The organism is Streptomyces pluripotens, from assembly GCF_000802245.2.
GTDB lineage: Bacteria > Actinomycetota > Actinomycetes > Streptomycetales > Streptomycetaceae > Streptomyces > Streptomyces pluripotens.
Window position 1 is genome coordinate 4,765,169 of sequence record NZ_CP021080.1, and the last position, 12,289, is coordinate 4,777,457.

At 68.9% G+C, this 12,289-nt stretch carries 16 protein-coding genes; 11 read left to right on the forward strand and 5 right to left on the reverse strand.

Annotated elements, in window-relative coordinates; all coding sequences use genetic code 11:
* The first annotated feature begins 140 nt into the window (after positions 1-140).
* On the forward strand, positions 141-854 hold the full coding sequence (locus LK06_RS21475) for a DUF1707 SHOCT-like domain-containing protein (RefSeq protein ID WP_039653105.1): 714 nt from the start codon (positions 141-143) through the stop codon (positions 852-854).
* Between the two features lie 177 nt (positions 855-1,031).
* Positions 1,032-1,406: a WhiB family transcriptional regulator gene (locus LK06_RS21480; RefSeq protein WP_039653107.1), complete on the forward strand. Its 375-nt coding sequence runs from the start codon at positions 1,032-1,034 to the stop codon at positions 1,404-1,406.
* Positions 1,407-1,604: 198 nt separating this feature from the next.
* Here LK06_RS21480 and glpX read toward each other — a convergent pair whose 3' ends face one another.
* Positions 1,605-2,639 (reverse strand): class II fructose-bisphosphatase, encoded by a 1,035-nt coding sequence (glpX, locus tag LK06_RS21485; protein WP_039653108.1) that lies wholly within the window; start codon positions 2,637-2,639, stop codon positions 1,605-1,607.
* A gap of 127 nt (positions 2,640-2,766) precedes the next feature.
* Here glpX and LK06_RS21490 point away from each other — a divergent pair, with 127 nt between their 5' ends.
* Positions 2,767-3,294 (forward strand): DUF4245 domain-containing protein, encoded by a 528-nt coding sequence (locus tag LK06_RS21490; RefSeq protein ID WP_039653110.1) that lies wholly within the window; start codon positions 2,767-2,769, stop codon positions 3,292-3,294.
* A gap of 78 nt (positions 3,295-3,372) precedes the next feature.
* Here LK06_RS21490 and LK06_RS21495 read toward each other — a convergent pair whose 3' ends face one another.
* The 3 genes from LK06_RS21495 to xseA form a co-directional block, all read right to left on the reverse strand.
* Entirely contained in the window at positions 3,373-3,963 is a 591-nt protein-coding gene (locus tag LK06_RS21495) for a malonic semialdehyde reductase (RefSeq protein WP_043433748.1), read from the reverse strand.
* Between the two features lie 132 nt (positions 3,964-4,095).
* Positions 4,096-4,326: an exodeoxyribonuclease VII small subunit gene (locus tag LK06_RS21500; RefSeq protein ID WP_039653113.1), complete on the reverse strand. Its 231-nt coding sequence runs from the start codon at positions 4,324-4,326 to the stop codon at positions 4,096-4,098.
* Positions 4,323-5,531, reverse strand: coding sequence for an exodeoxyribonuclease VII large subunit (gene xseA, locus LK06_RS21505; protein WP_043406049.1), 1,209 nt, complete (start codon positions 5,529-5,531; stop codon positions 4,323-4,325). The genes LK06_RS21500 and xseA overlap by 4 nt, the downstream gene beginning before the upstream one ends.
* Positions 5,532-5,879: 348 nt before the next feature.
* Between xseA and LK06_RS21510 the strand changes: the two genes are divergently transcribed.
* Together LK06_RS21510 and ppgK are read left to right on the forward strand one after the other, a co-directional pair.
* On the forward strand, positions 5,880-6,905 hold the full coding sequence (locus tag LK06_RS21510) for a 4-hydroxy-3-methylbut-2-enyl diphosphate reductase (protein ID WP_086083453.1): 1,026 nt from the start codon (positions 5,880-5,882) through the stop codon (positions 6,903-6,905).
* 64 nt (positions 6,906-6,969) lie between these two features.
* Entirely contained in the window at positions 6,970-7,722 is a 753-nt protein-coding gene (gene ppgK / locus LK06_RS21515; RefSeq protein ID WP_039653119.1) for a polyphosphate--glucose phosphotransferase, read from the forward strand.
* A gap of 43 nt (positions 7,723-7,765) precedes the next feature.
* Here the strand turns inward: ppgK and LK06_RS21520 are convergent, their stop codons facing one another.
* A complete protein-coding gene (locus LK06_RS21520; protein ID WP_174673910.1) occupies positions 7,766-8,323 on the reverse strand; it encodes a DUF6542 domain-containing protein in 558 nt (185 codons plus the stop codon).
* A 178-nt stretch (positions 8,324-8,501) separates the two neighbouring features.
* Here LK06_RS21520 and ychF point away from each other — a divergent pair, with 178 nt between their 5' ends.
* The 6 genes from ychF to LK06_RS35455 all read left to right on the forward strand — a co-directional run bounded on the left by ychF (position 8,502) and on the right by LK06_RS35455 (position 12,222).
* On the forward strand, positions 8,502-9,590 hold the full coding sequence (ychF, locus tag LK06_RS21525) for a redox-regulated ATPase YchF (RefSeq protein WP_039653123.1): 1,089 nt from the start codon (positions 8,502-8,504) through the stop codon (positions 9,588-9,590).
* Between the two features lie 366 nt (positions 9,591-9,956).
* The gene (locus LK06_RS21530; protein WP_199838666.1) at positions 9,957-10,172 is read left to right on the forward strand and encodes a hypothetical protein; all 216 of its coding nucleotides are present in this window, start codon (positions 9,957-9,959) and stop codon (positions 10,170-10,172) included.
* Positions 10,159-10,668, forward strand: a complete 510-nt coding sequence (locus LK06_RS21535) for a DUF6879 family protein (protein ID WP_043433750.1) — start codon at positions 10,159-10,161, stop codon at positions 10,666-10,668. The genes LK06_RS21530 and LK06_RS21535 overlap by 14 nt, the downstream gene beginning before the upstream one ends.
* Before the next feature lie 23 nt (positions 10,669-10,691).
* Complete coding sequence (locus tag LK06_RS21540; protein ID WP_267894090.1) at positions 10,692-11,498, forward strand: helix-turn-helix domain-containing protein; 807 nt, start codon at positions 10,692-10,694, stop codon at positions 11,496-11,498.
* A gap of 263 nt (positions 11,499-11,761) precedes the next feature.
* The gene (locus LK06_RS21550; RefSeq protein WP_043433781.1) at positions 11,762-11,983 is read left to right on the forward strand and encodes a hypothetical protein; all 222 of its coding nucleotides are present in this window, start codon (positions 11,762-11,764) and stop codon (positions 11,981-11,983) included.
* Entirely contained in the window at positions 11,980-12,222 is a 243-nt protein-coding gene (locus LK06_RS35455) for a DUF7848 domain-containing protein (protein ID WP_043433754.1), read from the forward strand. Before LK06_RS21550 ends, LK06_RS35455 begins: the two co-directional genes overlap by 4 nt.
* Positions 12,223-12,289: the final 67 nt, after the last annotated feature.

Consider the following 12,289-nt stretch of genomic DNA (forward strand, 5'->3'; position numbering starts at 1 on the left):
GGCCGCCCGTCGACGCCGACGGGCCTCACCAGCGTAGAACCTGCCGCCGACGCCGAACCTGTGAGGTGAGGCTCAGTTCGGACACGCGGGTTGTCCACAGCCCCTAGTCGCGATCTATCGCGTTTCGGTACGCTACTGTCGTGGACCTCCAGAAGCCCGCCCAGAAGCCCGCCCGAACCCAGGACGCCGGACCGCGCGTCTCCGAACTGCGCGCATCGGACGCCGACCGTGACCGGGTCGCCGACATCCTCCGCGAGGCCCTCGCCGAGGGGCGGCTGACCGCGGACGAGCACGCCGAGCGCGTCGACGGAGTGCTGCACGCCAAGACGGTGGGTGAACTGGACGTCTTCGTCCGAGACCTGCCCGCCGCTCACCACGGCCCGTCCGCCCCTTCCTACACCCCGGTCCCACCCCGCCCCGCGTCCGGTACGGTCCCGGTCGAGGCCGACGCCAATGTGGTGGCCGTCTTCAGCAGCGCCGTGCGCCGGGGGCGCTGGCGTGCCGGACGCCGGCTGCACGCCTACGCGGTCTTCGGCAGCGTCGAGATCGACCTCAGCGAGGCGATCTTCGAGTACCAGCAGGTCGTGATCAAGGCAGTCTCGGTCTTCGGCGACGTCCAGATCCGGGTTCCGGAGAACATCTCGCTGCGTGGCACTGGCGGGGGAGTGCTGGGCAATTTCGAGGTGGACACGCTGGACTCGGTCGCACCCGACGCCCCGGTCGTGTACGTCGACGGGTGGGCCGTCCTGGGCAACGTCGAGGCGCGCCCCAGGCGTGGCAAGCGCGTGGCGGACATCCTGGAGCGGGTCCAGGACAAGGTGGAACGGAAGCTGCGCAAACATCTTGACCGTTGACGGTCGCGAATACGCGGGCGGCCGGAAGGGCTCGGTCTGCTCGGCCGGAATTGGCCCCAGGGGTGTGAACGAGCCGCCGTGCGCCCGTGGTTGGAGACGCTGTGCATAGGAGCGCGCACAGCGGGTAGGGGTTGCTGCATCGTCTCTCGCTCGCGAAGCCGTCGTCAGGAGTAGACCGTGCTGCAACCGCCGCATTCGTCCCTGCAGGTCGCTGCCGTTCCGGCCCAGCAGGTGCCGACGCGCGACAGGGACCAAGACGCTCCCTGGCACACCGAGGCAGTGTGCCGGCGCGACGAGGCTGGCCTGTTCTTCGCCCCCTCGAAGGAGCCGACCGCCGCCCGGCTGTCCCGCGAGGAGGCGGCCAAGCGTGTCTGCGCCCGTTGCCCGGTGATGGTGGAGTGCCGTGAGCACGCTCTCCTCCAGCCCGAGCCGTACGGAGTGTGGGGCGGCCTCACGGCGGCGGAACGCCGAGTGGTTCTCGCAAGGCGTCGCCGCCGGGAGATGGAGCTGAAGAAGGCCGCGCGGGCGACGGCGGATCGCATTGCGGGCTGAGCGAGTCGGGCGGAGCACACTGCGGTCTTCGGTTCCACAGCGTCCTCAAAGGGCGCGGGAACCGCGTGACCAGCCGCGGTGGTGCCGCAGCGACCGACGGCACAGGGTGCGGCACGTGACAGCGGAGCGCTTGGGTGTTGACCCGGCAGCACCCCCTCCGCACAGGGGGCGCTGCCTCGTCGTTGTCGTGCCGGTGCGCTACTTGGCCCGGTCGAAATCGATCGCGCTGTAGGCCCGCAGCTTGCTGAGCCGGTGTTCGGAGTCGATCCGCCGCACCGTTCCCGACTTCGACCGCATCACGATCGACTCGGTCAGCGCGGTCTCCGACCGGTAGCGCACGCCCCGCAGCAGTTCGCCATCGGTGATGCCGGTCGCCACGAAGAACACGTTCTCACCGGAGACCAGATCGTCCGTCGTGAGTACCCGGTCCAGATCGTGCCCGGCGTCGATGGCCCGCGCACGCTCCTCGTCGTCCTTGGGCCACAGCTTGCCTTGGATCGTGCCACCGAGGCACTTGACGGCGCAGGCCGAGATGATGCCCTCGGGGGTACCGCCGATACCGAGCAGCAGGTCCACGCCGGTGTCCTCGCGTAGCGCGTAGATCGAGCCGGCGACGTCTCCGTCGGAGATCAGCTTGATGCGTGCGCCGGCCTCCCGGACTTCCTGGATCAGGCCCTCGTGTCGCGGCCGGTCCAGGATGACGACGGTGACGTCCTCCGGCGTGGACCGCTTCGCCTTGGCGATCCGCCGGATGTTCACCGCCACCGGCGCGTCGATGTCGACGAAGTCCGCCGCCTCCGGGCCGGTGACCAGCTTGTCCATGTAGAACACGGCGGACGGGTCGAACATGGCGCCGCGCTCGGCGGCGGCGAGGACGGCGATCGCGTTCGGCATGCCCTTGGCCGTCAGCGTGGTGCCGTCGATCGGGTCGACGGCGATGTCGACCTCGGCACCGGTGCCGTCGCCCACGCGCTCCCCGTTGAAGAGCATCGGGGCTTCATCCTTCTCGCCCTCGCCGATGACGACGACACCGTTCATCGACACGGTGGAGACGAGGGTGCGCATGGCGCGCACCGCGGCACCGTCGGCGCCGTTCTTGTCGCCGCGCCCGACCCAGCGGCCCGCGGCCATGGCGGCGGCTTCGGTCACCCGGACAAGTTCCAGGGCAAGGTTGCGGTCGGGTGCCTCGGAGGGGACGTCCAGCTCGGACGGGAGATGATGATGCTCGGTCATCGGAGCGCACCTTTCTGATACGACGACGGCCGGATGAGGGTAATGACCCTGACTCTATCGTTGGGCAGACAAAGTGAGCAGTGGACCCCACGGATGAGCGCAAGGGGCACCTGCGACGATAGAGGGCGTGGCAGGTTTGAAAGGCAAGCAGAAGACGGCCCGGGACATGATCCTCTCCCTGGCCCTGATCAGCATCGCGGCGGGGGTCGTCTACCTGTTCGCCATCCCGCACGACGATCACGCGCCTGACCTCAAGCGGGTCGACTACCAGGTCGAGCTGCTCACGGCCCGCCGGGCGGCGGGCTACCCGGTGGCCGCACCCGAAGGACTGCCGAGCACCTGGAAGGCGACCTCCGTACGCTTCCAGGGCGAGAACTCCGACCGCTGGCACCTGGGCTTCCAGACCCCGGACGGCCAGTACGTGCAGATCGAGCAGTCCACGCAGAGGCGCGCCGACTTCATCGACCAGGCCAGCCAGGGCGCCTCGGCCACGAAGCAGACCGAGAAGATCGGCGACCGTGCCTGGACCCGTTACACCGGTGGTCGCTACGACGCCCTCGTCCTGCAGGACACGCCCGGTTCCACGACGGTCGTGGCCGGTACGGCGCCCTTCGCGGAGCTGGCGAAGATGGCGGAGGCGCTGAAGATGCGGTGAGCCCGCCCGTGCACACCACACCACGCCATGGCAGAGGCCCCCGGTGACACCGGGGGCCTCTGCCATGTGCGGAACGGGTCAGACGGTCGTGACGACGTCGTCGTACGACAGCCTGGGCGAGCGGGGGTGCCAGGCGCCGGGGCCCGGCCTGCCGATGTTGACGACCATCAGCGGGGTGTGGTCGTCGTCCAGGAACTCCTTGCGGACGCCCTCGGCGTTGAAGCCGGTCATCGGGCCTGCGGCCAGGCCCGCGGCGCGGACGCCCACGATGAAGTACGCGGCCTGCAGGGCCGCGTTCATCGACGCGGAGCCCTCGCGGGCCGGGCGCTCGGCGAAGAAGACGTCCTTGGCCTGTGGAAAGGCCGGGAAGAGGGTCGGCAGCTCCTTGTGGAACTCGTTGTCCGCGGAGAGGATCGCGACCAGCGGGGCGATGGCGGTCTTGGCCCGGTTGCCCTCGGCCATGTGCTCGACCAGGCGCTCACGGGCCTCGGGGGAGCGGACCAGGGTGATGCGCAGCGGGGTCTGGTTGAAGGCGGTGGGACCGTACTTGACCAGGTCGTAGATCGCCTGGACCTGCTCGTCGGTCACCTGCTCGTCGGTGAAGGCGTTCGCGGTGCGGGCCTCACGGAACAGCAGGTCCTGGGCGGCGGGGTCAAGAGCGAGAGACATGGGTGACTTCCTCGGGTGCACGTCCGGTCCGGGGTACCGGACCGGCTTACGGCACCGACCCTACGCGCATTTAGATTTAATGTTCAACGAAAAGTGGGGTGTGGTGATCCGATTCACTGCCTCCGTCCGGACCTACTCGGTGCCGCCGTCCTCGCTCCCGGCCTCCTCGGCCAGCGCCGCGTCCAGCCGGGCCCGCGCCCCTTCCAGCCAGCGCCGGCACACCGTGGCCAACTCCTCGCCGCGCTCCCACAGCGCCAGGGACTCCTCCAGCGCCGTGCCGCCCGCCTCCAGCCGCCGTACGACCTCGATCAGTTCGTCCCGCGCCTGCTCGTACGAGAGCGTCTCGTCCGTCTTGCCCGTCATTCGTCCACCTTCACTGTGAATTCACCATCGGCGACACGGGCCCGCAGCGCCTCGCCCTCCGACACCTCGTCCGGACCGCGCACCACGTGCCCGTCCGACTTCTGCAGCACCGCATAGCCCCGCTTCAGCGTGGCCGCGGGGGAAAGGGCCACCACGCGCGCGTGCGTGTGCGCCAGCTCCGAGTCCGCACGGTCCAACAGATGCCCCAGGGTGCGCCGGCTGCGGCCGAGGAGGGAGGCCACGTGGTCGGCCCGCTCGTCGATCATCCGGTGCGGGTCCTCCATCGAGGGCCGGGCCAGCGCGTGCGCCAGCCCGCGCTCCTCCCGCTCCAGGAACGCGTGCACGCAGCGCCGCGCCCGGTCCCGCAGCATCCGCACCCGCTCGAACTCCTCGCCCACGTCCGGGACGACCTTCTTGGCCGCGTCCGTCGGGGTGGAGGCGCGCAGGTCGGCCACGTGGTCCAGCAGTGGGTTGTCGGGTTCGTGCCCGATCGCCGACACCACCGGCGTACGGCACCGTGCCACTGCTCGCACCAACTGCTCGTCAGAGAACGGCAGCAGATCCTCCACGCTGCCGCCACCCCGGGCGACGATGATGACGTCCACGTCCGCGATCTCGTCCAACTCCTTCACCGCCCGGACGACCTGTGGGACGGCGTGCACGCCCTGGACGGCGACGTTGCGCACCTCGAAGCGGACGGCGGGCCAACGGTGCCGGGCGTTCTCCAGCACGTCCCGCTCCGCGGCCGAGGCGCGCCCGCAGACCAGGCCGATCAGCTGCGGCAGGAACGGCAGCGGCTTCTTTCGTTCCGCCGCGAACAGGCCCTCGGTCGCCAGTGCCTTCTTCAGCTGCTCAAGCCGGGCCAGCAGCTCACCGACGCCCACGGGCCTGATCTCGGCAGCCCGCAGCGACAGCTGCCCGCGCGGCGCGTACCACTCGGGTTTCGCCAGTACGACGACGCGGGCGCCCTCGCTGACCACATTCGCCACGGCATCGAACACCTGCCGGTAACAAGTCACGCCGACGGAGATGTCGTACGACGGGTCCCGCAGGGTCAGAAACACCACCCCGGCACCCGGCCGCCGCGACAATTGCGTGATCTGTCCCTCGACCCAGACCGTCCCGAGCCGGTCGATCCAGCCCCCGATCATCCGTGAGACCTCGCCGACGGGGAGCGGGGCTTCGGGGGACGTGTTCACAGCCATGCGGCGAGGGTAGCGGCCGGCACCGACATCAACGCCGCCAGTTCCCGGCCCCCTTCGCGACGCCCGCCGCGCAGGGCCTTGGCGGCGGTGGCCCTGCTGCCCCTCGTGCCGTCACCCGGCGGCGGTGACAGCAGCCCTCGGACCGCCCCGCCCCCTGCCGGCAACCCCCATCGCCGGCACCGCGAACCACCAGCAGGACGGCGGTGAGGTCACGGAATCGGGACAGCACCGCATCCGGTGGTCACCGCCGGTTACGGAAACCGCCGTTCCGGTGTCGGGCGCGTTCACCGCTCTTCCCCGCAGGGACCCCGCGCGCGCGATCCCTGCGCCGCCGGACCCGGCCTTACGATGGGGGGCATGACCGCTTCGCCTGGCCGCCGTGTCCTGCTCGCCGCCCCCCGGGGCTACTGCGCCGGTGTGGACCGCGCCGTGATCGCCGTTGAGAGGGCGCTCGAACAGTACGGGGCCCCGATCTACGTCCGGCACGAGATCGTCCACAACAAGTACGTCGTGCAGACCCTGGAGAAGAAGGGCGCGATCTTCGTCGAGCGGACCGAGGAGGTGCCGCCCGGCAACATCGTCATGTTCTCGGCGCACGGCGTCGCACCGGTGGTCCACGAGGAGGCAGCGCGGGGCCGGCTCACCACCATCGACGCCACCTGCCCCCTGGTCACCAAGGTTCACAAGGAGGCCGTCCGCTACGCCAACGAGGACTACGACATCCTCCTGATCGGGCACGAGGGCCACGAAGAGGTCATCGGCACCTCCGGCGAAGCCCCCGACCACATCCAGCTGGTCGACGGCCCCGAGGACGTCGCCAAGGTCGAGGTCCGCGACCGGGCGAAGGTGGTCTGGCTCTCCCAGACCACCCTCTCCGTCGACGAGACCATGGAGACCGTCGACGCCCTGAAGTCCAAGTTCCCGCACCTGCTCTCCCCGCCCAGCGACGACATCTGCTACGCCACGCAGAACCGTCAGCTCGCCGTGAAGCAGATGGCCGCCGAGGCCGAGCTGGTCGTGGTCGTCGGCTCGCGCAACTCCTCCAACTCCAAGCGGCTGGTCGAGGTCGCCAAGCTCGCCGGTGCACGCGATGCCCACCTCGTCGACTTCGCCGCTGAGATCGACGAGGCCTGGCTGGAGGGCGTCACCACGGTCGGTGTCACCTCCGGCGCCTCCGTGCCGGAGGTCCTGGTCGAGCAGGTCCTGGAGTGGCTCGCCGAGCGCGGTTACGGGAGCGTGGAGATCGTCAAGGCGGCCGAGGAGTCCATCACCTTCTCGCTGCCCAAGGAACTCCGTCGGGACCTGCGCGAGGAGGCCGCGGCCCTCGTCGCCGAACGAGGCGGGTCCGGCGCCCCGGACGCAACCGGGCGGTGAACGGCGGGAGCGCGCGACGCTGCATTCCGCAGTGACTGTCCGTGATCCGTCGTAACGTGGAGCCATGCAGATCTTCGGCGTGGACATCGGCGGATCCGGGATCAAGGGCGCCCCTGTAGACCTGGACAGGGGGGACCTGGCCCAGGAGCGCCACAAGGTACTCACCCCGCATCCGGCGACGCCGGACGGCGTCGCCGACGGGGTCAAGCAGGTGATCGACCACTTCGGCTGGACCGGCCCGGTCGGGCTGACCTTTCCCGGAGTGGTCACCGGCGGTGCCCTGGTCCGTACGGCGGCGAACGTCGACAAGAGCTGGATCCACACGGACGCGCGCGGCCTGTTCAGCGACAGACTCGGCGGGCTGCCGGTGACCGTGGTCAACGATGCGGACGCAGCGGGCGTGGCCGAGATGCAGTTCGGTGCCGGACGGGGCCGCCGGGGCACGGTCATCCTGCTCACCTTCGGTACCGGCATCGGCAGCGCCGTCCTCGTGGACGGTGCCCTGGTCCCCAACACCGAACTGGGGCATCTGGAGCTGCACGGTCACGACGCCGAGAAGCGCGCGTCCAGCAAGGCCAAGGAGGACCACCACCTGAGCTGGGAACACTGGGCGCACCGTGTCCAGAAGTACCTGGCACACGTGGAGATGTTGTTCTCTCCCGAACTGTTCATCATCGGCGGCGGGGTCAGCCGCAAGGCGAACAAGTACCTGCACTACATCGAGGGCATCGAGGCCGAGATCGTCCCCGCGCGGCTGCAGAACAACGCGGGAATCGTCGGGGCGGCCATGAGAGCGGCCCAGGCCCAACAGCGGTAGCGGCGCCGCTGGCACCCTGAGCCGTGCCGTTGGCAGGCACCGCTCAGCCGCGCCGCCGGCGCCGCCGTACCCACCGCACCCGCCGGACGAGCACGATCACCCCGGTGACGAGCGTCCCCCCGTACAGCCAGCCGGCCTGGGTGGCCAGCCCGGTGACCAGCCCCATCAAGCGTCCGAGCAGCCCACCGCTGCCGTCGGCGAGGGGAAACAGGCCGACGGTGAACGCGATCGGTACGACCACCGGGGCGGTCAGGATGTCCCCGCCCCGCACCCACAGCGCGGTGAGCACGCACACCGGCAGGAACAGCACCCCGTACACCGGCAGGGACACGCCGAACAGCAGGCGGTCCAGGCAGCCGAGCAGGAGCATCACCGTCGCGCAGAACAGCCCGGTACCGAGCCCGGTGAGCCGGGGATTCGGCAGCCTCCGGCCCGGCGGCACGGGCCGCGGGACCCGTACTCGTCGTGCGCTCCGCTCCCCGCCCTGCACCGGCCTGCGCCCGCCGCCCGGTCGGCGCCGTTCCTGCGGGGGCAGCTGGGCGGGCGATGGCGTACCCCGTCGCGGTCCGTCGCCCGGAGGTCGCGTTCTGTGTTGCTCCACTGGACCAACTTAGGTCTGCTTATGTGTCGAATCGCCCCTCAGACACGCCGATGAAGAGACCTTGGCGGGCGTTCGACGCTTCCGGGAGGCCCCCGCCGGGGACGCCGTAGACTGGTGGATCGGCCAGTGTCCCTGGCCCTGGCAGCCCCTGGCCCTCTTATCTACGGGAAGTCGCAACGTGTCGCTCACGATCGGAATCGTCGGCCTGCCCAATGTCGGCAAGTCGACCCTGTTCAACGCCCTGACCAAGAACGACGTGCTGGCGGCCAACTACCCGTTCGCCACGATCGAGCCGAACGTCGGCGTGGTCGGCGTCCCGGACGGCCGCCTCGCCAAGCTGGCATCGATCTTCGGCTCGCAGCGCATCCTTCCGGCCACGGTCGACTTCGTTGACATCGCCGGCATCGTGCGGGGTGCCTCGGAGGGTGAGGGCCTGGGTAACAAGTTCCTCGCGAACATCCGCGAGTCCGATGCGATCTGCCAGGTGATCCGCGCCTTCAAGGACGAGAACGTCGTCCACGTCGACGGCAAGGTCTCACCCAAGAACGACATCGAGACGATCAACACCGAGCTGATCCTGGCCGACCTCCAGACGATCGAGAAGGTACTTCCCCGTCTCCAGAAGGAGTCGCGGATCAAGAAGGACGTGGTGTCCAAGGTCAAGGCGGTCGAGGAGGCCAAGGAGATCCTGGAGAAGGGCGACACGCTCTTCGCCCACGGCATCGTCCAGGGCAGTGAGCGTGCCGAACTCCTGCACGACCTGCACCTGCTCACCACCAAGCCGTTCCTGTACGTCTTCAACGTCGATGAGGAAGAACTGATCGACGAGGACTTCAAGGACGAGCAGCGTGCCTTGGTCGCCCCGGCCGAGGCGATCTTCCTCAACGCCAAGCTGGAGGCGGACCTCGCCGAACTGGACGAGGATGAGGCCCTGGAACTCCTGCAGTCGGTCGGTCAGGAGGAGCCCGGCCTGGCGACGCTCGCCCGTGTCGGCTTCCACACCCTCGGCCTGCAGACCTACCTCACGGCCGGACCCAAGGAGTCCCGCGCCTGGACCATCAAGAAGGGCGCCACGGCCCCCGAGGCGGCCGGTGTGATCCACACCGACTTCCAGAAGGGGTTCATCAAGGCCGAGGTCATCTCCTTCGCCGACTTGGTCGAGACCGGCTCGGTCGCCGACGCCCGCGCCAAGGGCAAGGCGCGGATGGAGGGCAAGGACTACATCATGCGGGACGGGGATGTGGTGGAGTTCCGCTTCAACGTGTGACGGGTGATTCCTTGATCGGCTGAACCGCTGGTCAGATCATGAAACCCCAGGTCAGGGGCCAGATCGCAAGGTCTGGCCCCTTCTTGCTTTCTCGGGCTGATTCCGGGCTTTTCCTGGGAGCGTGCTGACTTGGTGCTGACCCGCTGACGGTGCCCGTACCGGTCCTGACCTGGGGCTACATCCGGGCTATGAGGGCAAGGCAGGGACCTGCGCACGCCTTCGGTCGGGGCTGCTCCCGGGTGCGGGATCTCTGACGACCGGGTGCCTGCCGGGTTTCCTGTTCTGGAAAGCCGGGGAGCTTGACCCGGAAGTTGGCAGGTCGGGAGCATCGGGCTTGACCAAGCTGCCGACAGGAGGGGGAAAGCCGTGGGCGCACCGCTGCGGAAGCTCTCGGGAGACCCGGACTGCAAGAACGGCACCTGCCCCACCCTGTGGGGCACAGCCGACGGGAAGGACTACGTCGTGCAGGGTTACGTGATCAACGACCCTGAGCGCCTGGCACAACTCGACCTGCCCGAGGGCGAGACGGCGGTCATGGTCCCCGCGGCCGTGCTGGAGGAGTACTTCCGTGCTCACCGGTGAGGGGTTCGGGCGCCTCTTCGAAACGTTCGAGCGGACCGCGTTCCGGCTGGAGACGCTGGCCGAGTACGACGTGGAGGAGGAGCGCGAGGAGATCGCGCGCTTCCTGGCCGGCGAGGACATGGGGCCGGAGTGGGACGACAACCCGTGGGTGCGGTCCATGGCCGACAAGGGCAAGCAAGTATCCCGTGTCCACGTCCTGCGCTCTCCGCTGACCGACTACCTGCGCTACGAGCTGGCGGCCTACCCCGGCAACATCAAGGCCGGGGAGTCGATCGGCATCATCGACCTTGCCGAACAAGACGTGGAGGGTCTGCCCGACCACGACTTCTGGCTCTTCGACGACCGCGACGTGTACCGGATGCACTACACCCCCGAGGGCCGGTTCCTCGGCGGTGAACTCCTGCCCGCCGACCGCCTCCCGGAGTACCGGGGATACCGGGACCTGGCTCTCTCCCGGGCCGTGCTGTTCGCGACCTACTGGGAGCGGCACCACTGACCACTGAATCCCTCGGAAGAGCACTGCGGACACTGCGCGAGGCATCGGGACTGACCGGCAGCGCAGTGGCTCGTAGGGCTTCCATGTCCGCAGCCAAGCTCTCGAAGATCGAGAACGGCCGGACCATGCCCACGGTGCAGGACGTCGACCTCGTCCTGTCCGCCCTCGGGGTGTCTGAGGAGGCCAAGGAACAGTTCCTCGCGGCGGCCCGAGTCAAGGCCACGGAAGCCACGGCGTGGCGCCTGCTGCGCCGTATGGGGGCGTGGAAGCACCAGAACACGATCAAGGGCATCGAGGCCAACACGAAGGCACTCAGGCTGTTTCAGGGGCAGCTCATCCCTGGCCTTCTTCAGACTCCTGAGTACGCCACGGCGGTGTTCTCACTGCCTCCGGCTCTGCCGGACGAGACCAAGGCGCGGACGGTGGTGGCCCGGCTGGAGCGGCAGGCCGTGTTGTACGAGGAGGGGCGCTCGTTCCACTTCGTCATCTGCGAGCACGTACTGCGGTGGCTGATCTGCGAGCCGGCCGTCATGGCCGTACAGCTCGACCGGCTCGCGTCCCTGTCACGGCTCCCCGCCGTGTCCATCGGCGTCGTCCCTCAAACGGGCCGGAAGCCGGACTTCCCCATGACCTGTTTCAGCATCCACGACGACAGCCTCGTCATCGTCGAGACCTTCCACTCGGAGGTGACAACGCGGGACCCGCGGGACGTCCAGACGTACGTTGACACGTTCGACAGGTTCGCCGCGGTGGCGCTTTACGGCGACGACATGCGCAGTCTCGTCGAGGGCGTCCGGGATGAGTTCTTGCGGCAACAGGAAAGACGGTAGGAACGCTCGGCCAGAGCCCCAAGGATGGATTGGCAGCGAGATCCAAGCCGGGGAGTAGCCATGCCAACGACCGTGACCACGCAGTCAGGACCCGTGAACCTGCCACTTCCACTGACGCCTCCGGAACCGGTACGGGGGTGCGACGTATGCGCCGCACTCGTAGGACAACGGCAGGAGGCGCGAGACAGGGGAGACCTGTCCGCGGCCACGGACGCCGACGTCGAGATCCGAAGCCACCCGCACAAGACGCGAGGGCGCCGGTGATGGACATGCAGACGTGGCGGGACAGCCGAGCAAGGGCCACTGAGGCAACCGAGGCACTGCGGGCGGCTCTTGCCGCCCTCGGCGCCCCTGAGAGCGTGTGGGGCAGCGTCCGCCCGATGGTCACCCACAAGGGCGCGGCGTACGTGCACATCGGCATGGTGCGAGCGGACGTGGTGGAACAGATGGCAAAGGCCTTGAGGGCACCGGAGAACGCTTCGTGACCCGCTCTGTCCTGCGATTCGTGAAGCACCGGATCACACAGCAGCCAGGCACTGACGTCACCTTCGCGGCCGAGTGCATGGCGTGCGAGTGGAAGGTGAAGCCGTCGGCCGATGGCGCAGCGGTGGACATCGACTGCATGAGCCATACCGGTCGGACGGGACACCCGGAGTTTCGGCGCACCTGTACCTCCTTCGCCATGGTGACCAGGGTCGGTACGGAAGCCGCCTCGGCTCGTTGAACACCGGCGAGGTGCGAGTGCTGGACGAAGTCCCGCACGTAACGATGGACGAACGGAAATGCGGGAG